The sequence below is a fragment of the Litchfieldia salsa genome, assembly GCF_900104555.1.
Classification (GTDB): Bacteria; Bacillota; Bacilli; order Bacillales; family Bacillaceae_L; genus Litchfieldia; species Litchfieldia salsa.
This window is the reverse complement of record NZ_FNJU01000015.1, coordinates 52,545-74,570: the sequence shown is the minus strand read 5'-3', so window position 1 is coordinate 74,570 and position 22,026 is coordinate 52,545. Positions and strand designations below refer to the sequence as shown.

The following is a 22,026-nucleotide window of genomic DNA, read 5'->3' as shown; positions in this document are numbered from 1 at the left end:
GACGGTAGGCATTATTTTCCTCCGTCGTTTTCTATTTATTTACTTATTTAATAATCATGACAGGACACTTTGCTTTTTTAGCAATTTTATGACTGACACTCCCTAGAACCATTTCTTGCAAGCTATTTAATCCTCTACTACCGAGAACAATTACATCAGATTTAACTAGCTTCGCATGCTTTAATATTTGAGAAACAGGGTCTCCTCTAAGAATTTTTAACTCGTATTCTATTCCAGCTTCATTGGCTTTATCTACAATATCTTGAAATTTCGCTAATCTTTTATTTGTTACCTCTAATAAATCCCAATTACGTAAAACATCGTATTTAGAGGTGCTTCCATCCACGACATAAAGAAGATTAATAAATGATGAATGATTATCAATTCTAGCAAGTTCAATGGCCTTTTCCGCTGCTCTTAGGGAATGTAATGATCCATCTACTGGCACAAGTATATTATTGAACACCTTGTTTCCCCCTTCCTCCACTTCATACTATTATACAATATTTCCCTTAAAACGTGATAACGCTTTCACAAACTGTTCACAAATAAATTTCACTGGTAATTATGTATCATTTTGATTAAATAGTTGCTTTCATGATGATAAACTGTCAAGCTAAGAAGCATGTATTTATTATTTAATTAAAAGGGTGACAAATATGATCGAAGTAAAAACGTCTACACTTAGTGACGGGGAATTCAACAGAGGTGTTTTCGCAACACAAGATATACAAAAAGGACAATTGATTCATGAAGCACCAGTGATTGCCTACCCAAATGAGCAGCATGTACATATCGAGCAAACTTTACTTGCTGATTATGCGTTTGAATATGGCATTAACCATACGGCTATGCTTCTAGGATATGGTATGTTATTTAACCATTCTTATGAACCAAATGCTACTTATGATATTAATTTTGATAATCATACTTTTGATTTCTTTGCTTATAAGGATATTAAAGCTGGCGAAGAAATCCTAATTAATTATAATGGTGAAGTTGATATTGATGATCCTCTTTGGTTTAATATGGACGAGAAAAACGAAGAAGAAGAAGATAAATAGTTTGAAAGTTGCTGTCCCCTCTTTATTTGGGGACAGCTTCTTAATTTTTCATGAGAAACTTTACTCTTTTTCAGACAAAAAAGAGGATGATAAAATATATAATCATTGTAAATAAGCCAAGTGGAAATGCAAAGACTGCCCATTCCTTACTAGTAATTTGTAGTTTACCAGCTGCAATGATATTTGGAATGTTTCCTGGTATAAGCATTCCACCACTTACAAGTAAACCTAATAAAATTGCTTTTATAGTCATCTGATTCATCACAGAACTAATTTCCGCCGCTGTTAATGTCGCATTGTCTAATACGGCTGATATCATATTTAACCAATAAAGAGACATAGGATTTAATCCAATAAAATACTTATTAATCAGTGGCTCGAATCCTGAACCTAAAAATGTTAATCCCATTACAAAAAAATAAATCTTTAAAGCTCGAAGGAGAATTTCTTCATAGTTTTCGGAATTCTTCTTTTTGTTTTCAAGATTTTCTATTGGTTTAGACTTTTTAATCAGTACAGAAGCTAGTCCGCCTAACATTACTATACCAAATATAATTTCGCTTCCGAGAAGATCTAACAGAAAGAAGAAATCCTCATCTAATTTACTGATTGCAATGGTGGATAGAGGTTCACCTAGTGGCGTAAGAGCTGCACCCATACCAATTGAAAAGCACGATATGACAACAAGACGTACCATAGATTTACGGTGAAGTTGAAGTGATGTCACAATCAACACTAAAACAAGTGCTGCAATAATAGCTGTTATGAGACTAGAAATAATACCTAACACAATGACAGTACTAGCAATAAATAACCTATACGGTATTAATTGACTGAGACCGACTATTCCTTTTGTTAGCGGTGCATGAAACCATTTAAATAATAATCCTGCACCTAAGACAGCTAATGATATGTTGATAGGATCTACCGCAGCTTTGATAAATAATGAACCCTCCAATACACCACTTATCAAAGCTGTAACGATCCCTGTAAGGAATAAAAAGATCTCTAAATTTTGTTCAATTTTCTTCACCACTAATGGCAGTATTAGAACAAGCATAAAGATGAGTATTAAACTTATAACCATGCTTACCCGCTCCATACATATAAACTTCCCTTGAAAACATGTGGGATTTAATATGTATATGTATAAAGAAGGACAATCTTTCCTAGTAGCTTAATTTAAATCACAAATACAAAAAAGATAACGATTGCTAGAACAATTCTGTAAATAGCAAAAGGAACTAGCTTAATTTTATTAATTAGAGATAAGAAGAATTGGATGGAAAGTAAAGCAAATATAAAGGCACTAACAAAACCGACAATAAAAAACGGAATGACTTCTGGTGTGAAATAAGCTAAGTTCTTCACTAGTGAAAGAGCACTAGCCCCCAGCATAATCGGTACAGCCATAATAAACGTAAAATCAGCTGCAGCACGGTGACTCAACCCTAATAAAACACCACCAGATATCGTGGAGCCTGAACGGGAAAAGCCCGGCCATAATGCAATACATTGAAATAACCCAATAAGAAGCGCTTGTCTATAAGTGATTAAATCCACACTTTCTATTGGAGTTTTTTTCGAAAGCGATCCAAATTTATCTGCAATTATCATTAATATCGCACCTGCGACTAACCCGATAAGTACAGTCTCTGTTGAAAATAAATATTCATCAATATAATCTTCAAACAACAAACCAAGTATTCCTGCTGGTATTAGGCCTACAAGCACTTGGGATAATGACAATCGTGGACCAGTACTCTTCTTTTTAGTAAAGCCAAGTAAATTTATAATTCTATCTTTAAATAAAATAACGACAGCTAGAATCGATCCTAGTTGAATGACAACCTTAAACGTGTTTGCAACCTCTGGAGAATACAAATCCTTAGATTTCAAAAATGCATCATCCACGATAATCATATGTCCAGTAGAGGAAACTGGAGCAAACTCAGTAAGTCCCTCAACAATCCCTAGCACAAGCGCAACAAAAAACTCCCATAAACTCAAAAGATTCTCACTCCTATATGTCCGTTTCATTTTTAAATCTTTTTCAAAAATGATTACGACTATCATAATCAATATAAGTCCATTTTGGAAGAAGGAAAAAATAATATTTTTATAGCTTAATAACTAATTTTAATCGAAATACGATAAACTAGTTAATAAGATAGGGTTGGTCGTTCAATAATTATAATAAAAGGTGGAATTATTATGACATTAAACATCGGCATTGTAGGTACTGGACATTTCAGCAAACTTCATAGTAGCATTTTAGCTAATTTTAGTGAGGTTAAGATTAAGGCTATTTGTGGAACAAGTAAGGAAAAGGCCGTTGCATTTGGAAGCGAATTCAATGATGTAAAAGGCTATGGAAACATTGTCGAGATGTTAGACGTTGAAAAGTTGGATGCAGTCTATGTATGTGTACCTCCAATGGCCCATGGGAAAATTGAGCTTGAGTTAGTGAAAAGAAATATTCCTTTCTTTGTAGAGAAGCCTTTAGGAACAAATCTCGATACACCTTCTTCTATTTTAAAAGATGTAAAGAAAAAATCACTGATTACTTCTGTTGGCTACCATTTCAGATATAAGGAATCTATTCAAATGTTAAAGTCTATTTTAGCAGAGCAACAGCTCGGTATGGTATTGGGGCAATGGTCTGGAAGTATGCCTATGGTATCGTGGTGGAGGCAACAAGACGGATCAGGTGGTCAGTTCATTGAACAATCTACTCACATCGTCGATTTAGTCCGTTATTTATGCGGGGAAATAGAAGAAGTATTTGGTTACTATGGAAATAAGGTAATGCATCAAAAGGTTGAAGCAGTCAGTGTGGCGGATGTCGGTACAGTTAATTTGAAACTTGTAAACGGAGTGGTAGCCAATATTTCCAACACATGTATTCTACCAGATCGAATATCAAAAACTGGCCTAACTTTTTATACTGACAAAGGAATAATTGATTGGACACCAGATAAATTATCAATTAAAACAACCGCTAAGACAGTTGAGTATATTGATCATAGTAATCCTTATATAGCAGAAAATCGTGCATTTATTAACGCTATTTTAACAGGAGACAAATCGGGTATCCTTTCAACTTATGATGATGCATATAAAACACAAGTAGCGACTGTCGGTGCATTAATAAGTACAGAAAAAGGACTACCTACTAGCCTAAGTTCGTTTTAATATTCTCCCAAGGCAATGAGATAAATAGAGTTGAGGGCAATTTTTGCAAATGACGCTCTTCTTATAGATAGTTATTTGTCAGAATCACAATAGGAGTGGTACAATAAAGACGAAATTTCTGCTTTTCAGAAATACTTGTCCTTCATGTAACGGAAACGGAAAAGTTCATGTTAAAAACGTCTATTATAGATTTAAAAATATAATATAGAAAATAATTAGCACCAGGAGGCTTTATGGTTAATACAGACAAAAAACAAGAAATCAAGATTATTCCTTTAGGTGGTTTAGGTGAGATCGGAAAGAATATGTACGTAATTGAGGATGATAAAGAAATCGTTATCATTGATTCTGGGATTAAATTCCCTGACAGTGAGTTATTTGGAATTGATTATATCATTCCAAATTACAGCTACTTAGTAGAAAACGCACACAAGATTAAAGGGTTATTTATCACACATGGTCATGAAGATCATATTGGTGGTATTCCATTTCTTCTTAAGGAACTACAAATCCCAATCTATGCTGGGAAATTAGCACTTGGTTTTATCCGAAGTAAACTAGAGGAACATCGTCTTCTAAGAGAAGCAACCCTTTATGAAATCACTGAAGAAGATACAATTACATTTTCAAGCATGGAAGTATCATTTTTCCGGACAACCCATAGTATTCCAGATTCCTTTGGAATTGTCGTGAATACCTCCATGGGAAATGTTGTTCATACAGGAGATTTCAAATTTGATTTCACACCTATAGGGCCTGCTCCAGACTTAATTCGAATGGGAGAGATTGGTCGTAATGGTGTTCTCTGCTTATTATCTGATAGCACGAACAGTGAAGTTCCCGGAATCTCTTTATCTGAAAAGCATATTGGCAATACAATTATTGATGTAGTTAAAAAACAAGAAGGTCGAATTATTTTTGCAACGTTTGCTTCAAATGTTTACAGACTGCAGCAAGTTATAAATGCTTCTGTTCTTACAAATCGTAAAGTATTTATTGCTGGAAGAAGTATGGAAAGAGCTATTACACTCGGTAGAGAACTCGGATATATTGATGCACCTGATTCTACATTTATATCTGAATTCGAGCTTCGTAGCCTACCTTCACACGAAGTCACAATTCTTTGTACAGGAAGCCAAGGAGAGCCTTTTGCTGCATTATCAAGAATTGCCTCTGGAAGACATCGTCACATTCATATTATTCCTGGAGATACAGTGGTATTTTCTTCATCCCCAATTCCTGGTAATGGATTGAGTGTAAATCGAGTTATTAATCTTTTAGCAAGAGCCGGAGCAGATGTGATTCATCATAAATTAAATGATATTCATACATCAGGTCATGGTGCACAAGAAGAGTTAAAGCTAATGATTACGCTAATGAAGCCAAAGTTTTTTGTTCCTATTCATGGTGAATTTAGAATGCAAAAAATGCATCGAACACTGGCAATTCAATGTGGGGTACCTGAACAGAATACTTATATCATTGATAATGGGGATGTCTTAAGCATTACTGAAGGAAACGATGTGGCTGCAGTGACTGGAAAAGTTCCAGCAAACCCAGTATATATTGATGGTCATGGTGTTGGAGATATCGGTAGAAGTGTGCTAAACGAACGAAAAATACTGGCTGAACATGGAATGATATCCGTCTTTCTATTACGAAAAGATAAAGTAGCTTTCGGTAAGCCACAAATTATTTCTAGAGGATTTGTTTATGTAAGACAGTCTGAACAATTAATGGATGACATTCAAACATTAGTTACTTCTTTAGTACAAGCACCACTAGGCAAATTCGAGCTTGAGAAGAAGATCAGAGAAGCACTTTCAGGGTTTATTTACGAACAAATAAAAAGAAACCCACTCATTATTACAAGAATTATCGACTTGAAATAGACTGACTTGAAAAAAGGAAGCGGATCTAATCCCTTCCTTTTTTCATTTTATAATCATGACTGGGCAATTAGCACGTTTTGCCACTTTATGACTGACACTTCCTAATACCATTTCCTGGAGTGTATTTAGTCCTCTGCTCCCCACTACGACCACATCAAATTGATGCTTATTCGCATACTCAACAATCGCTATACCGGGATCACCAGTTAGTGTTTCAACCTCATATCGGATATTTGATTCTTTTGCCATTTTATCAATCTGCTTTATTTTCTCTTCTTTTGGACTTGAGATATCGATACTATTCCAGTTCTGGAGTACTTCTGATTTTGATTTATCAGTATCTTTTACATAGACAACAACAACATGAGACCCTTCTGTACACGTAGCAATCTCAATTGCTTTTTTTGCAGCTCTAACCGAATGCTCAGAGCCATCCCAAGCTAACAAGATTTTTTTAAACATTGTTTACCTCCCCTTTAATGGGTACTTAATTTTCTACTCAACTTCTCAATCAGTTCTGAACTTGATTTATTCAAACCGAGTATTTTAACATTTTTTCCTCTTTCTTCGAATTTATAAACGATTTTATCGATTGCTGCTACAGCTGAATCATCCCAAAGATGGGAATCGCTTAAATCCAAAATGACGTGTTGAACATTTCCAACTTCATAATCAAATGTTTGAATAACCTCTGATACCGAGGCAAAAAAGAGTTCACCTTTAAATTCATAAATAACCTGATTCCCTTTGTTTACTTTTTTCACATTCACTTTTGAAATTTTTGAAACGAAGAAAACTGCGCTTAGTAGGACCCCAGTTAAAACACCAATCGCTAAGTCATGTGTAAGTATAACGGTTACAACAGTTACAACCATTACTATAGTATCCGTGACGGGTATAATTCTTAATGTACGAACAGAATTCCAATCAAAGGTCCCAATCGCCACCATGAACATAACTCCTACTAAAGCAGCCATAGGTACTTGAGCAACGAGATCTCCTAAGAAAACGATTAATAAAATAAGAACCACTCCTGCTACAAAAGCCGACAGTCGGCCACGACCACCTGACTTTACATTGATCACAGATTGTCCAATCATAGCACACCCTGCCATACCACCAAAAAAACCTGCAGCAATATTCGCTATTCCCTGGCCTCTTGATTCCACATTTTTGTCACTTGGAGTATCTGTTAAATCATCTACAATGGTTGCTGTTAATAAGGATTCCACTAAACCTACTATTGCTAAACCTATTGAATAAGGAAATATGATTGAGAGTGTTTCAAAATTCACTGGTACAGATGGAATGATAAATGAAGGGAATTCACTTGTTAAGGCCCCCATATCTCCAACTGTTCTCACATTACTTTCTGTCATTATTGCGAATAGAGTAATGACAACAATTGCTATTAGAGGTGAAGGAACGACCTTTGTAATATAAGGCAGAAGATAAATAATAAGCAATGCTCCTATTACCATTGCATACATCTCAATTCCTTCTCCTATAAAGTGTTGAAATTGTGAGGTGAATATTAAAATAGCTAACGCATTTACAAATCCAACCATTACTGACCGAGGAATAAACTTCATATATTTTGCTAATTTTACGATACCGAAAATGATTTGCAAAATGCCTGTTAGAATGGTCGCAGCTAATAAATATTCAAGACCATATTGAGAGACTAAATCAATCATTAACAATGCCATCGCTCCTGTAGCAGCAGAAATCATCCCTGGTCTTCCACCAACAAATGCAATGACAACCGCAATTACAAATGATGCATATAAGCCAACCATTGGATCAACTCCAGCAATAATCGAAAAGGCTATTGCTTCGGGGATTAGTGCTAAAGCAACTACTAACCCTGCTAATAAATCACCTCTTACATTTCCAAACCAAGCTTGTTTCCAATCCATTGTATCTCTCCTAACACGATTAATCATTATGATTAATATCCCCAAGTTAGCGAAAACAATAAGATTGCCAAACACAAAAAAGAAATAACAACCACATCGAAAATAGTGTAGTCGTTACTTCTCTTCTACTTAAAGGGCTGTCATCTTTCTTTTTTTCTCAACAAAATAGGCCCATTCTCTAAAGCCAATTTCTTTTAATCTCTTTTTTACTAAATCAAATTCATCAGCAATACGTTCAGTTGTGTGGGCATCAGATCCAAATGTTACTTTAACATCGTGGAATAGTGCTCGTTCTAGAATATCATCTGAAGGATACCAACCACCACAATCCTTCGTTTTACCAGATGTATTGATTTCAATCGCAATGTCTGCATCTGCTATAATTTTCAAGGTTTTATCTACAACATCTGTCTGGATCTGAGAGAATTCAGGATAAAACCCCTTCATCGCGTCGATATGACCTAGTATTTGGAAGACACCACTTTGGGCTGATTGTTGAATTAAATCATAGTATGTTTCCTTCACTTGGACCTGTTCACTTGAAGAGAGACCCTCCCAGCGCCCTTTTTTAAAGATGCTAACTTCCATTACATAATGGACAGACCCTATAATGTAATCAAAAGGATAGCGGATTAATTGTTCTCTATAGATATCAATATAGTGAGGGTAGAAATCACTTTCAATCCCTAATAGAACATGAATCTTATCTTTATATTTATTCTTTAATCGAAGGACTTCATTAATATAGGGAACGAATTCACTTTTAGCCATGGTGATGCCAGGATATGGCTGGTCTTCCTCACTAAAAAAATAGGGTGAATGATCTGATATTCCAATATAATCTAACCCATATTCAATCGCTTGTAGAACATAGTCTTCAATTGTACCAGTTGCATGACCACATAGTTCGTTATGAGTATGTAGATCAAACTTTATAGTTTTTCCCATTACGTCTCCCTTCCTCTCAAATGTTAACTTTTAGAAGCCATTAAATCTGTCTTAACTTTCCATACACTTTCACTTAATACCACAGAATAATGCTCTGGGTTTAGTTTTCTTAAATATTCTTCCCAAAATAAACTAAGCTGCTCATTATGATATGTACGTATTTCCTTTAAAGTTGGTAAATCGTATACTTGCTTCCCATCTTGGAAAATGGGCTTTAATATTTCTACAGCGTCAAACTCCTTAACCGTCTTTTGTATATAAGTATGAATCGGATTAAACATATTTAGTTGCTTCGCATTTTTTACATCCTCATCTACGAAAGCTATATAGTCCCCTATCGCCTTATTAGTTTGTTTATTAATGATTCGATAGACTGTTTTAAGTCCGGGTGTTGTAACCTTTTCAGGGTTTCCTGAAATCTTAATTACTGGTTCATAGCGTTCTTTTTCTTTCCTAGCGACTAGCTTATAAACCCCTCCAAGTGAAGGATTATCAGCTGCAGTAATTAATTGAGTTCCAACTCCCCAAGAGTCAATTTTAGCCCCCTGGAATTTCAAATCTAAAATAACATTTTCATCTAGGTCATTACTTGCAATGATTGACACATAATCTAGACCAGCTTGATCTAACATCTTCCTAGCTTTCTTTGAAAAATAGGAGAGATCACCGCTATCTAAGCGGATTCCCTTTAACTTATAACCTTTTGCTTCTAATTCCTGCCCTACTTTAATGGCATTAGGAATCCCTGACTTTAGTGTATCGTATGTATCCACTAGAAGTACGGTCTTATCGGGAAACACATCGGCATATGCTCTAAACGCTTCAATCTCACTTTCAAAATCCATCACCCAGGAATGAGCATGTGTTCCTATTGATGGTATCCCAAAACGTTTTCCTGATTCCATGTTACTAGTTCCGTCAAATCCAGCAATATAAGCAGCTCTTGAACCCCATATTGCAGCATCAGCTTCCTGTGCTCTTCTTGTTCCAAATTCAAAGAAAAGATCATCAGGGGCAACTTGCTTTATTCTTGATGCTTTTGTGGCAATTAGCGTCTGGTAATTCATGAAGTTTAGTAAAGCCGTTTCAATTAATTGAGCTTCAAAAATTCTTGCCTCCACCCTAATGATTGGTTCATTTGGAAAAATGATTGCACCTTCCATAACTGAATAAAGTGTACCTGTAAATTTTAAATTTCTTAATTCATCAAGAAACCCTTCATCATAATTTTCTGGTTGAGTCTTTAGATACTCAATATCATCCTCTGAAAACCGTAGTGAATTAATATAATGGATGATTCTCTCAAGACCAGCAAACACAGAATATCCATTATGAAAAGGATTCTTTCGAAAATAAGCATCAAAAACACGTATATTATTGTGACGATTCATCTTCCAATGTGCATATATCATATTTATTTGATACTTGTCAGTATGTAAAGTGAGATTTTGAAGCTCCATATCTCAGCCCTCCTCATTTCCTAGTTTTAAATTTTATTATAGTAGTTTTTCCTAAAAATAAAAAAACCTATAAAGATTCTTTTTATAGGATTAAAAGTTAGTTTTTCTATCATACACTTTAATTCCTTACCGTATTCAACAATCCACTTATCATTCTTGACGGTACATCAATAAGAAAATTTTACCACAATTATCCTTTAGTCGGTACTAAATAAAGCAATTGTCATAGTTAATTAACACATAAACCCTTATATACGCAATCTTTCTTTACATAAACGTAAAAACCACCACAAGTTAATTTATTATGTGGTGGTTTTAGTTTCTTTAAATTTATCAAATTGTTCTAACTCCTCCACTGGCAATGGTTTGCTAAATAGATATCCTTGTGCCTCATCACATCGATGTTTCTTCAACATTTCAAGCTGACCTTTTGTTTCTACACCTTCTGCAATGACTTTTAACCCTAAATTATGTGCCATAAGGAGAATCGTTGTTGCGATGCTTTCATCACCCTTACTTTTTGTTATATCACGAATAAAGGATTGATCAATTTTTAAATAATCGATAGGGAAAGATTTTAAATAACTTAAAGAACTATATCCTGTCCCAAAGTCATCAATCGAAATATTTACACCAAGTTCCTTCAGATCTTGTAAGATGTTCGTTGCAGTCTCAACGTCCATTGTCATACTTTCAGTGATTTCTATTGTTAAGTACTCTGGGCTAACATTGGTCTCTTTTAGAATACTCTCAATCATTGGAATGAGATTAGGCTGATAGAATTGGCGAATAGAAATATTAACTGATATTGATAGTGCAAATCCTTCGTTTTCCCACTTTTTTAATTGTTTACACGCGGTAGAGAAAATCCACTCTCCAATTGTAATAATCATCCCAGTTTCTTCAGCAATTGGAATAAACTGCGCAGGAGAAACTGTTCCCAATTTTTCGTTATTCCAGCGTATCAATGCTTCTACACCAGTTACCTGATTCTTACAAAGATTTAAGATAGGTTGATAGTGAAGTGAAAATTCGTCTCTATCTATAGCCTTTCTAAGCTCATTTTCTATTTCTAGCCTTTCAAAAGTTTTCTTATCGAGTTTCACATCATAAAACTGATAAGTATTTCTACCCTCTTTTTTTGCTTGATACATGGCAATATCAGCTTTCGTAATAAGATCATCCACATCTCCCCCATCCACAGGATAAAAGCTAATTCCAATGCTCGGGGTAATAAAAATCTCATGACCTTTTACCATAAAGGGTTTGGCTAATGATTCAATAATATGTTGAGCGATAGAACTTACTTCTATTTTTAATATATCTTGTAATAAAATTGTAAATTCATCCCCAGCTTGCCTTGATACAATATCAGTATCACGTAAACATTTTCTTACTCTATAAGCCACTTCTTTTAATAACGCATCACCGACATTATGTCCAAGTGAATCATTAATTAACTTAAACCGATCTAAATCTAGATACATTAAGGCTAACATACGTCCGTTACCGTCTTTATGACGACTAATGGCCTCTTTTACTTTCTCACTAAATAGTCTTCTATTTGGTAAGTTTGTTAGGTCATCATGGAATGCCATATAGTTAATTGTTTCTTCTGCTTTGTAGTGTTGAATAGCTAAACTAGTTAGATGTGTGGCTTCATTGATTAGTTCTTTATCTCTTTCAGTAGGAACACTTGGATACTTATAATACATGGCAAAAACACCTAGTACTTCCTGTTGATTATCAAAAACTGGAGAAGACCATGAAGCTCTTAGTCCATATTGAAGAGCGATCTCCTTATAGTCACTCCAAAGTGGATCAGTAGCAATGTCAGAAACGATAACCGTCCTCTTGGAATGTGCAGCTACTCCACATGACCCAGCATTTGGACCTATATAAATACCGTTTATATAGGTACTATATTTATCGGGTAAATTTGGTGATGATCCGTGAACTAGCCTTTCACCAGTTTTATCGACAAGAAGTATTGAACATAATGATTCTTCAGACACACTCTCGATTAGAAAAATAATACTAGCTAATACATCAGTGAACTTAGAACCTTTTGCGATCATTTCAAGAACTTGGTTTTGACCCGCTAAAAGTGTTTCTAGTTTTTTCTGTTCGGTGATCTCTTTTGCCATCCCAACAATTCCACATATTTGTCCTTCATGATCAAATAAAGGCACAGATGTTACAGACAACTCAATCTTTTTACCATTTTTATGCCTCATGGCCATTTCAAATTTAACCCGATTACCCGCTAATACTTTATTGAAATAGTTCATACTTGTATCTACATATTCATCATCTATAATCGACACAAAGGACATCTTAGTTGCTTCTTCACTCGTATACCCGCTCATGTCCACTGCGGATTGATTAAACAATAAGAAGGTACCTTCTAAATCCATCGCATAACATGGATCAGTATTATTATCAAAAAGAGATTTATATATATTAAATAGAGAATTTGTATTTGTATTAGGTCTCAAAAGCACACCAAACTTCCTATTATTAAACTTCAAAAGGTTTATATAAGATATATCGGCAAAGATACGTTACTTTTTAACTAGAAGGTAGCAGAAATAAAAAAACCTATGGATTTTCCATTTTGAAGAACTGGAATATTCCATAGGTACATTTTTTATATGTCTTCTGAGTATCTCTTATCAGGTATTTTATTTAGCATAACATATAGACTCACATTAGAAGGTCCATCATTTTCAAAAGCAAATTCATCTTCTCCATTACATAGTATTGATTCATTTTTCTTAATCGTATGTTTTTCTCCATTGATTATTAATGAACCCTCTCCATCAAGTACCAATAGATATACATTTGTTCCAAGATGTTTATGAGTAGGTAAAGTTTGACCCTGCTTGAAATTCAACACAAAGACCGTACTTTCATCTTCTTTAAAAATCACTCGTTTTGTAAATCTTTCTTCATTAAATTCTATAAACTCATCAATTAATACTTTTTTCATGATCTATCTCCTGCCCTTTTATTAAGACTTATGTTTAAGATAACCTGTTTACATTCCTTATCTTAACATTCTAAAGGGAAGGTGTTGTGAGACACATCACACTTCTTTTTAGTAGAGAAAATAAGCTTGTTTAAATCAGGGTGAATTACATCATAATAATGGAGGATGTTTACATTGTTAGAGATAAAGGCAGGTATTGACTATTGGTACATTCTCATATGTTGGAAGAGCTTAATCACTTCCTTGGCAAAAAGGATATTTTAGAAAATAAGTTAGTTTATAACGTCAAATCATCCCCTCATCAAATAAAAGTAACTGAACAGACTCCCTCTCTTGTTAATAACAAAAACATTCCACGGATTAGTATCATTGGAGGAGGATTAGCAGGATTAACAAGTGCTTACCATCTATACAAAAGGGGAATACATGCAGAAATATATGAAGCAAGTGAGCGTACGGGTGGAAGATGTTTGACAGAGCGTAATCAATTTGATGAGAATCAACATATAGAACGTGGTGGTGAATTTATAAGTTCAAGTCACACTTCCATCATTAAGCTTATAGAAGAACTGAATCTGTCATTAGTTGATTTAATTGAAGATCAAGAAGCTAGTACTCCATTATTTCTTATTAACCACTCCTTGTATAGCCAAGAAGAAGCAAGCCAAGATTTCTTCAAAATTAGTCAAAGCATTAGAAGAGACTTTGCAAATTCTCCTTTTGATTTCTCAAAACAAAATAGGATTATTGATAATATGTCAATTTCTGATTGGATTTCTACTAACATCCCAGGAGGATTAGAATCTAAGCTAGGACAACTTCTCAATGTTGCTTATACAATTGAAAATGGAGCTGAATGCTCTGAACAAAGTGCTTTAAACTTAGCAACTCTTTTAGGCTCTCTTAACGGGAACGAATTTAATCTTCACGGATTAGCAGACCAGAGATATCGAGTTCATGGAGGAAATGACCTTATTGTTACTAAACTGTCTCATACCTTAAGCAATCAATTACACCTTAATCATCAACTTACCGAAATTAAACAGAATGACAATCATAGCTACACATTGACTTTTAATATAGGTTCGTCTGTAAAAGAGATAAACACTGACATAGTCATCATTGCCATTCCTTTTTCCATTCTTCGCCATGTTGATTATAGCAAGGCTGGATTTAGACCATTAAAGGATAAGGCTATTCAAGAACTTGGAATGGGAAATAACGCAAAGTTACATTATCAATTTAAAAACAGATTCTGGAAATTATACAATTGTAATGGGACAATATTTTCCAATCAGAATAGCTTTCAATGTACCTATGAGAGTTCAAGAGAACAGGTAGGAACAAGCGGTATTTTATTTCAGCTATTAGGTGGGAATTCAGTAGACCAGTTTTTAAATAAGGATGGGGTGATTAACCATTACCAAACCTTGATTCATAAATTAGAAAGTACTTTTCCAGGTAGTAGTGACTCATTTAATGGGAGGTTTACAATTGATAAATGGAAGGATAATGAGTGGACTAGAGGATCTTATTCTTATCGTAAAGTGGGTCAATTCACAAAATTCATGAGTGTACCACAGGAAAAGGAAGGCCATTGCCACTTCGCTGGTGAACATACCTCAATAAAATACGCGAGTTACATGAACGGAGCAGTTGAAAGCGGTATCCGAGCTGCTAACGAAATTATTGAAAACATTATTAAATAATCATCAAGGGTACATAAAAAGACGTTGAGAATCAGCTCAACGTCTTTTGTCTATTTTAAAAGTTATGCGCGAAATCCTTAGCTCGAGCAATTGCATTTTCTTTGATTTCTTTTGCTTTGTCAGGCATTGCAGCATGTCCTTCTACAAAAAGACCTTCAAATGAAGGAACACCATAAAATTGCATCATAATACTTAAATAACGATGCCCCATTTCCATTTCAGCAGCAGGTCCTTCGGAATAAATTCCCCCGCGCGCTTGGATATGTAGAGCTTTTTTATCATTCAATAAACCAACTGGACCATTTTCAGTGTATTTGAATGTTTTTCCTGCAACTGATACAGCATCCACATAGGCTTTCATTACAGGTGGAAATGAGAAGTTCCACAGTGGAGTAACGAATACATACTTATCTGCGCTAATAAATTGTTCACAAAGCTCTGATAAACGACCAACTTTCGCTTTTTCTTCGGTAGATAGTTCATCAAAGCCCTTCCCAGTTTGAAGTTTTCCCCATCCACTAAAGACATCAACATCAATTTGAGGAATATCTTCACGATATAAATCAAGGTGTACGATTTCATCATTAGGGTTAACTTCCTCATATGTGTCTTTAAACGCTTTTCCTACTGCCATGCTATAAGATTGAGTATCATCATGTGGATGAGCAGTAATATATAGTACCTTTGTCAAGTAAATCCCTTCCTCTCTCAACTTTCTTTTTTGGACAGTATAGTTTTTGTTAGCATTAAAATAATATACCTTTCTTGAAAAAAATAATTTCAAAAAATAGTAAGACAAACTTCTTAAACCTAGAATGAGTAATAGTATGTACTCTATTTTTTATTATTTTCTGGCATATATTCCTAAAAAATTTCAATTTATAGTTTATTCAAATAAATAAAAAAGAAAACGCTTAACTTTTTATTGAATAGACCGATATATAAATTGATAGCATTCATAACCCTGAGGAGGATTTGCTTTGTCACTAAATAAAATCTCAACTAAAATGTTAATTTTCATCACTGTCTTAATTTTATTTTCTACAAGTACACTCGGTTTCATAAGCTATGCTTTTGCAAAAGCAGAACTAGTAGAGAGCGGAAAACTTGATTTACAACATATCGTTCATAACTCGATATCCACATTAGAGTTATTAAATTCTAATGTGGAGAATGGATTGCTCTCACTTGAAGATGCTCAGGAAGAAGCACGAAATATTCTAGTAGGTCCTCCTGTGACATCCGAAGGAATCACTACTCGAGATTTCAGTAAATCCTCATTTTTATATAAAGAAGATGGGTACACAATGGCTTTTGATTCGAATCATGGGGCACAACTTCACCCTTTCATGCCCATTGGTGAAAATAAGACCGATACCCAAAATTCTAGCGGAGAATTTGTCATTCAGGAACTTGTTAAAGCTGCAAAAGCGGCTCAACCAGAAGACAGATACTATGAGTATGGATGGGCAAATACTGGTGAAACCAATGAAAGAAATAAGATTGTATATATGTCATATTTTGAACCATGGGACTGGAATGTAGGGGTTGGCGCTTATGAAGAGGAATTTTACGAATCCTTAAATAAATTACAGCTTATGATTATTATTACTTCACTCACGATCACACTTCTTGGCTTAGTTGTCTTTTATTTTGGCACAAAAAAGAAATTCAAGGTATTAGAGGCAGTTACAGAAGCTGCTCTTGAAATTTCTGAAGGGAAATTATTAAATCGCAATTTGCCAGAATCAAAAGATGAAGTTGGTCAATTAGCTAGAACGTTTAATCAAATGATTTATAAGTTAAAACACATTATTGAAAATATGCAGGATATGAGTTCAAAAGTTTCTCAATCTGCATTAGAGCTTTCAGCATTATCTGAGCAAACAAGTGCAACCAGTGAAGAGGTTGGTCGTGCGATGAGCGAAATTACAAAAGGTTCAGTTTCACAGGCATCTGATATAGAGCAAACAAGTCATAAAACCGAAGAATTAGTGGTTGCAATTGATAAAATGAACGAACAAAATAAAGAAATGGTTACATTAACTACTCATTCTTCTAGCGCGATCCACCTAGGCAAGGAGAAGGTAACTTTTTTACAAGAGTCAAATAAAGAATCTATTAAAGCGAATGACCAAATTAGTGTTGGTATTACTAACTTATATAATAGTATCAAGGATATCGCTACTGTTATAACAACCATTGATAACATAGCGAAACAAACCAATCTATTAGCCCTTAATGCAAGCATTGAGGCAGCAAGAGCCGGGGAATATGGCAGAGGTTTTGCAGTAGTTGCAGACGAAGTGCGTAAATTAGCAGAGGAAACAAACCGTTCAACAAGAGAGATTCAATCAACGATACAGAGAGTTGAAGTTGAGACGGAAAATACCGTACTAGCCATGTATAATACAACAGAAATATCCTCAAATCTTAACAAAGCTGTACTTGAAACTGAAGATCAGTTTAATCAAATTTCAGATTCAATCACTAGGATTATAAAAGCAATTGAGCTACTAACAACCGAAACAGACCAAGTGACAGAATATAGTAAAGAAATCATAGATTCTGTACAAAATATCTCTGCCATTTCAGAGGAAACAGCAGCCTCTTCTGAGGAAGTGCTTGCTTCTGTCGAAGAACAAAGAGGAGTTATCGGTACCATTGCAACTTCTGCTGAGAGCTTAAATATATTGAGTGAACAACTCCAACAAATCAGTGAGCAGTTTTCTACAAAATAATAAATTCTTTACCCGATTTACCAAAGAGGCTGTCCCCTAAGTGCCTGGCACTTGCGAAGGACAGCCTCTTTGTTGCTTAATTAACTCTTTTGAAGCTATAGTAGTTTTTCCATAACCATCACATCAACGAATTTATCATCTAATATACCTTGATTCTTAAAAACCCCTACTTCTCTATACCCTTTTTTCCGATAGAGTGCTTGGCCGACTTTATTAAAATTAAAGGTTGATAAAACAATTTTATGAAATAGGTTTTTGACAGCAATCCCTTCAATCACATCAATTAGTTTTCCACCAAGTCCTTTCCCCCTATAATCACGATCGATATATATTGATAAATCAGCCACACCTTTGTACGCTTCACGTGGATTATAGACATTCAAGGAGGCCCACCCGAGGATTCTATTGTTGTACTCTATAATGATTACTTGATATCTTCCCTGATGTTTGTCAAACCAGTCTTGCATAAATGCAGAATCCTTCAATTCGGTTTCCAAGGTCGCAATCCGATCTTCAATTCCTTGATTATAAATCTTTTGAATGGAAGCAATATCGTCTTGTACTGCTTCACGAATTATAACATCCATCTATACTCTACTCTTCCTCTCATAAGAAATTATCATTGATCAATTCTCTAAGGATTATTATCTTAAAATACCTCATCCAAAAAATTGAATGAGGTATTTACTTTTACATCTATTATTAAGTTTTTTTAAGCATTGGGAAAAATTTTTTTTAACGTTTCCTTCATCTCTGGTTTTATATTGATCTTAGGTCGAGCCGCTTTAGCCATTTCTTCAGCTTGTTCAATGTTTTTTGCTTTTCCTAGTGATATCAATGTTCCAATGGCAACTGTCCCTGTACGGTTACTCCCCCCTTGACAATGAAAGTATACATTCTTCCCTTCATTATAAGCATTTACAACATGATTAATTGATTCTTGTACTGACTCATCCTGCTGATCTGCGTCATCAACGATTGGGCTATGTACTCGATTATAATCCAAGGCTTCGTTTGATGATTCAGCCCTTAGGTCATAGATAATATCTACTTTTTCATTTTGCATCATTTCCTTAACATCATTTGCTCCACCGATAAAAATTCGATCTTTTATAAGTTCATGGTAATTCTTTTCTGTCATTTAAATACCTCCAAATGAGTCATTCTTTTTAACAAGTAACGATTAATTAATATAGTCTTTTATCTTGCTATATCCTATCTTTTCCTCATCAAACCATGGAATTAGAGCACAATTCCCAGCTAATTTTTCATGTACTTCTTGAATCCATTGTTGCTCAGATCTTGCTTTGCCACTTAGGACCGGATCTTTCGTATTGGTTGCATACAAACTTTGGTTAATGACCCACCATTTCGGAAAGATGTCTGCGCGTCTTAAATCTTCTTGTAATCGGGAAGCTTCAAGAACCGGGGTTGCTTCTGCTAGTGTCACAATAACAACCGAGGTTTCTTCCTGATTTTTAATTTGAGGAAGTAGTTTTTTTACGCTTTCAGGCACTTCCCCTGTTGATCTAGCTATTTCTTTACTATAAGATTGTGCTGCGTCTAGTAGCAATAACGTATGTCCTGTTGGTGCTGTATCGATGACCACAATTTCATCCTCTGACTTAGCCACAACATCTGCAAATGCTCTGAAAACGGCAATTTCTTCGGTACAAGGTGAGTTTAAATCTTCCTCTAAATAAGCTAGCCCCTCTTCGTCTAACTCTTTTCCTGCGTTAGCTATAACATCTGCTTTATAATTTTCTACTTCCTCCTTTGGACTAATACTACTAATGGTTAAATTCTTATTTAACTGATCACTTTGAAATTGATAATCTAAGTGTGCTGCAGGGTCCGTTGTTGTTAAATGAACACGGTGCCCCTTTTCAACCAATCCAACTGCGATGGCAGACGCGACGCTTGTTTTCCCAACACCGCCTTTTCCCATCGTAAAAATAAGCTTCGTACCTGTAGCAGAAAAGTCGTTGATTAAGTCACTTAATCTTGGGAGGTAAATCATATCATTTTCATGTACCATGTCAGAAGATGGTACGGAATATTGCTTAAATAAATAACGCAAATTTTCTACCCCTGTTAATGAATAAGAAACAAATGGTAAGGAGTAAATAACTGTCTGTTTTAAATTTTCTGGGATTTCCTTCAATGCATTCCTCTGACGGTGATAAAATGCTCCTGATATTTCATCTTCCTCCAGATATGACTGTAGAAGACCATTAACAATGAGTAATTGATTTTTTATACCAATCTCTTTTAGCTCTCCTGATGCTCGGTCTGCTTCTATGAGTGATGAAACATCAGGTCTAGTAACAAGTATTAATGTCGTTTTAGACGCATTAGAAAGTACATCTACCGTCTTTGAGTAAAGATCCTTTTTATCAGCTAACCCTGACAATGGACCTAAACATGATGCTCCATGGGTGCTTTCTTCTAAGAAGCCATTCCATGCTGTTGGAAGTTGAAGTAATCTTAAGGTATGACCGGTTGGTGCGGTATCAAATATAACGTGGTCATATTGGTTGAGAATTTCAGTATGAGTTAACAAACCTGAAAATTCATCGAATGCAGCAATTTCAACAGTACAGGCTCCAGATAATTGTTCTTCCATTGTAGCTACAACTGAATCAGGAAGGATCCCCCGATAAGGCCCGACAACACTCTCACGGTAGACTCTAGCAGAGGTTTCAGGGTCTAAATTACTCGCAAATAAATTCTCTACACTTTGCACTGATGTTGGTTCATTCGTTAATTCAATTCCAAACACATCCTGGAGGTTTGAAGCAGGATCAGTACTAATTAATAGTACTTTTTTTCCACTGTCAGCTAATGCTACGGCCGTTGCACAAGCAGTTGATGTTTTTCCTACTCCACCCTTCCCTGTTAAAAATATGAATGGAGTCTTTATTGAATCTATAGGATTGAAAGATTGAAACATATATTTTCCTTCTTTCTAATTACTGTTTTTTTAAATTAATAGGAAGGCGTGCTTTAGGCTTTTCATTTAACTCTTCAGGTGTAAGATCAAACCATTGTGCCAGCTCTTCGTTTGATGGATAACCAGCTACTTTAACTAGCTGATTGTTTAGTAGAATGACAGGTAATCCTTCAGGACCTTTTTCATGTAATACTTTATTTACTTCACTATTCTCTACAAATTTTGCGGGGTCTGTTGTTAGTTGATATCGTTTGATATTAAAACCTTTTTTCTCTAGTGTGAATACCGCAGAAGCAACTCTTGTTAATTCAGGGTCAACACTTGGTCCACACACACCTGTTGGACAACACATTGCCGGATCGAAAATTTCAACTTTGCTCATTATAAATACCTCCGTTTTAGTAAATAGGCATATACTTATATCTTTTAAATAAGGAAAGCCAAGAGATTTCTCTCTTGGCTATTTTATTTTCAGTCTGTTTTCGTATAAATTGTTGCTTTTAAAGCCGCAGGATGAATACACTCCGCGTCCGGTGGGTGTCCAGTGAGCCTCCTCGTCGCTTATGCTCCTGCGGGGTCTCACTTTGGCCACTGGTCCCACAGGAGTCTACGTGTATTCATCCTGCTTGTTTCTACCATTTCAATACTCTGTTTCTATACCAACAAACTTTGCGAAAAGAGCCTTTTTTTATTATTTACCTGTTTCTTTAAAGTGATGGATTCTCTCCCCGATTTCATCACGAACACGTTGGAAAAATGCCCACTTTTCTTCTTCCGAACCTTCAGCTTTTGCTGGATCATCAAATCCCCAGTGGACACGTTTTACATGTGGTGGAGTAACTGGACAGTGATCTGCTGCATGCCCACATAGTGTAACGACTAAGTCAGCGTTGTTTAAGATTTCTGGATCAATCGTGTCAGATGTTTGATTTGAAATATCTATCCCAGCTTCTTTCATTGCTTTAACAGCATTAGGGTTTAATCCATGTGCTTCAAGACCCGCACTTTTTACTTCCCACTCGTTACCCAAGTGTTGCTTTGCCCACCCTTCTGCCATTTGGCTTCTACAAGAATTTCCTGTACATAAAAAGTAGATTGTTTTTTTAGACATAATCAATTTCTCCTTCGTCATTGTTTAGTGAGTAAAAAATCC

General features: G+C 35.2%; 20 protein-coding genes. 5 read left to right on the top strand and 15 right to left on the bottom strand.

Annotated elements, in window-relative coordinates:
* Window positions 1-43: 43 nt before the first annotated feature.
* Entirely contained in the window at window positions 44-466 is a 423-nt protein-coding gene (locus BLQ56_RS20195) for a universal stress protein (protein WP_090858868.1), read from the bottom strand.
* 193 nt (window positions 467-659) lie between these two features.
* Here BLQ56_RS20195 and BLQ56_RS20190 point away from each other — a divergent pair, with 193 nt between their 5' ends.
* On the top strand, window positions 660-1,064 hold the full coding sequence (locus BLQ56_RS20190; RefSeq protein ID WP_139163130.1) for an SET domain-containing protein: 405 nt from the start codon (window positions 660-662) through the stop codon (window positions 1,062-1,064).
* 70 nt (window positions 1,065-1,134) lie between these two features.
* On the opposite strand, the gene BLQ56_RS20185 is transcribed toward BLQ56_RS20190, so the two are convergent.
* Together BLQ56_RS20185 and BLQ56_RS20180 are read right to left on the bottom strand one after the other, a co-directional pair.
* Window positions 1,135-2,151 carry a DUF1646 family protein gene (locus BLQ56_RS20185; protein ID WP_090858862.1) on the bottom strand — a complete coding sequence of 339 codons (1,017 nt, stop codon included), beginning with the start codon at window positions 2,149-2,151 and terminating at the stop codon, window positions 1,135-1,137.
* 95 nt (window positions 2,152-2,246) lie between these two features.
* The gene (locus BLQ56_RS20180; protein WP_476638780.1) at window positions 2,247-3,074 is read right to left on the bottom strand and encodes an undecaprenyl-diphosphate phosphatase; all 828 of its coding nucleotides are present in this window, start codon (window positions 3,072-3,074) and stop codon (window positions 2,247-2,249) included.
* A gap of 204 nt (window positions 3,075-3,278) precedes the next feature.
* Between BLQ56_RS20180 and BLQ56_RS20175 the strand changes: the two genes are divergently transcribed.
* Both BLQ56_RS20175 and BLQ56_RS20170 read left to right on the top strand, forming a co-directional pair.
* Window positions 3,279-4,259 carry a Gfo/Idh/MocA family protein gene (locus tag BLQ56_RS20175; protein WP_090858859.1) on the top strand — a complete coding sequence of 327 codons (981 nt, stop codon included), beginning with the start codon at window positions 3,279-3,281 and terminating at the stop codon, window positions 4,257-4,259.
* Between the two features lie 233 nt (window positions 4,260-4,492).
* A complete protein-coding gene (locus BLQ56_RS20170) occupies window positions 4,493-6,151 on the top strand; it encodes a ribonuclease J (RefSeq protein WP_090858856.1) in 1,659 nt (552 codons plus the stop codon).
* Window positions 6,152-6,193: 42 nt separating this feature from the next.
* Here the strand turns inward: BLQ56_RS20170 and BLQ56_RS20165 are convergent, their stop codons facing one another.
* From BLQ56_RS20165 to BLQ56_RS20140, 6 genes are all read right to left on the bottom strand, one after another.
* A complete protein-coding gene (locus tag BLQ56_RS20165) occupies window positions 6,194-6,613 on the bottom strand; it encodes a universal stress protein (protein WP_090858854.1) in 420 nt (139 codons plus the stop codon).
* Between the two features lie 14 nt (window positions 6,614-6,627).
* Window positions 6,628-8,070 (bottom strand): SulP family inorganic anion transporter, encoded by a 1,443-nt coding sequence (locus BLQ56_RS20160; protein WP_090858853.1) that lies wholly within the window; start codon window positions 8,068-8,070, stop codon window positions 6,628-6,630.
* A gap of 129 nt (window positions 8,071-8,199) precedes the next feature.
* On the bottom strand, window positions 8,200-9,018 hold the full coding sequence (locus BLQ56_RS20155; protein ID WP_175490398.1) for a histidinol-phosphatase: 819 nt from the start codon (window positions 9,016-9,018) through the stop codon (window positions 8,200-8,202).
* Between the two features lie 23 nt (window positions 9,019-9,041).
* Window positions 9,042-10,478, bottom strand: a complete 1,437-nt coding sequence (locus BLQ56_RS20150; RefSeq protein ID WP_090858850.1) for a nicotinate phosphoribosyltransferase — start codon at window positions 10,476-10,478, stop codon at window positions 9,042-9,044.
* Between the two features lie 302 nt (window positions 10,479-10,780).
* A complete protein-coding gene (locus BLQ56_RS20145; protein ID WP_139163129.1) occupies window positions 10,781-12,976 on the bottom strand; it encodes a bifunctional diguanylate cyclase/phosphodiesterase in 2,196 nt (731 codons plus the stop codon).
* Window positions 12,977-13,128: 152 nt separating this feature from the next.
* Complete coding sequence (locus tag BLQ56_RS20140) at window positions 13,129-13,470, bottom strand: cupin domain-containing protein (protein ID WP_090858845.1); 342 nt, start codon at window positions 13,468-13,470, stop codon at window positions 13,129-13,131.
* Between the two features lie 203 nt (window positions 13,471-13,673).
* On the opposite strand from BLQ56_RS20140, the gene BLQ56_RS20135 reads away from it, so the two are divergent.
* Window positions 13,674-15,179 (top strand): flavin monoamine oxidase family protein, encoded by a 1,506-nt coding sequence (locus tag BLQ56_RS20135; protein WP_090858842.1) that lies wholly within the window; start codon window positions 13,674-13,676, stop codon window positions 15,177-15,179.
* Between the two features lie 55 nt (window positions 15,180-15,234).
* On the opposite strand, the gene BLQ56_RS20130 is transcribed toward BLQ56_RS20135, so the two are convergent.
* Entirely contained in the window at window positions 15,235-15,870 is a 636-nt protein-coding gene (locus BLQ56_RS20130) for an FMN-dependent NADH-azoreductase (RefSeq protein ID WP_090858839.1), read from the bottom strand.
* Between the two features lie 289 nt (window positions 15,871-16,159).
* On the opposite strand from BLQ56_RS20130, the gene BLQ56_RS20125 reads away from it, so the two are divergent.
* Complete coding sequence (locus BLQ56_RS20125) at window positions 16,160-17,920, top strand: methyl-accepting chemotaxis protein (protein WP_090858836.1); 1,761 nt, start codon at window positions 16,160-16,162, stop codon at window positions 17,918-17,920.
* 95 nt (window positions 17,921-18,015) lie between these two features.
* Here the strand turns inward: BLQ56_RS20125 and BLQ56_RS20120 are convergent, their stop codons facing one another.
* From BLQ56_RS20120 to arsC, 5 genes are all read right to left on the bottom strand, one after another.
* A complete protein-coding gene (locus BLQ56_RS20120) occupies window positions 18,016-18,507 on the bottom strand; it encodes an arsinothricin resistance N-acetyltransferase ArsN1 family A (protein ID WP_090858833.1) in 492 nt (163 codons plus the stop codon).
* A 125-nt stretch (window positions 18,508-18,632) separates the two neighbouring features.
* Window positions 18,633-19,061, bottom strand: a complete 429-nt coding sequence (locus BLQ56_RS20115) for a protein-tyrosine phosphatase family protein (protein ID WP_090858831.1) — start codon at window positions 19,059-19,061, stop codon at window positions 18,633-18,635.
* Between the two features lie 42 nt (window positions 19,062-19,103).
* The gene (gene arsA, locus BLQ56_RS20110) at window positions 19,104-20,873 is read right to left on the bottom strand and encodes an arsenical pump-driving ATPase (RefSeq protein WP_090858827.1); all 1,770 of its coding nucleotides are present in this window, start codon (window positions 20,871-20,873) and stop codon (window positions 19,104-19,106) included.
* Between the two features lie 19 nt (window positions 20,874-20,892).
* Complete coding sequence (gene arsD, locus BLQ56_RS20105; RefSeq protein ID WP_090858824.1) at window positions 20,893-21,255, bottom strand: arsenite efflux transporter metallochaperone ArsD; 363 nt, start codon at window positions 21,253-21,255, stop codon at window positions 20,893-20,895.
* 309 nt (window positions 21,256-21,564) lie between these two features.
* Window positions 21,565-21,984 (bottom strand): arsenate reductase (thioredoxin), encoded by a 420-nt coding sequence (gene arsC, locus BLQ56_RS20100; RefSeq protein ID WP_090858821.1) that lies wholly within the window; start codon window positions 21,982-21,984, stop codon window positions 21,565-21,567.
* Window positions 21,985-22,026: the final 42 nt, after the last annotated feature.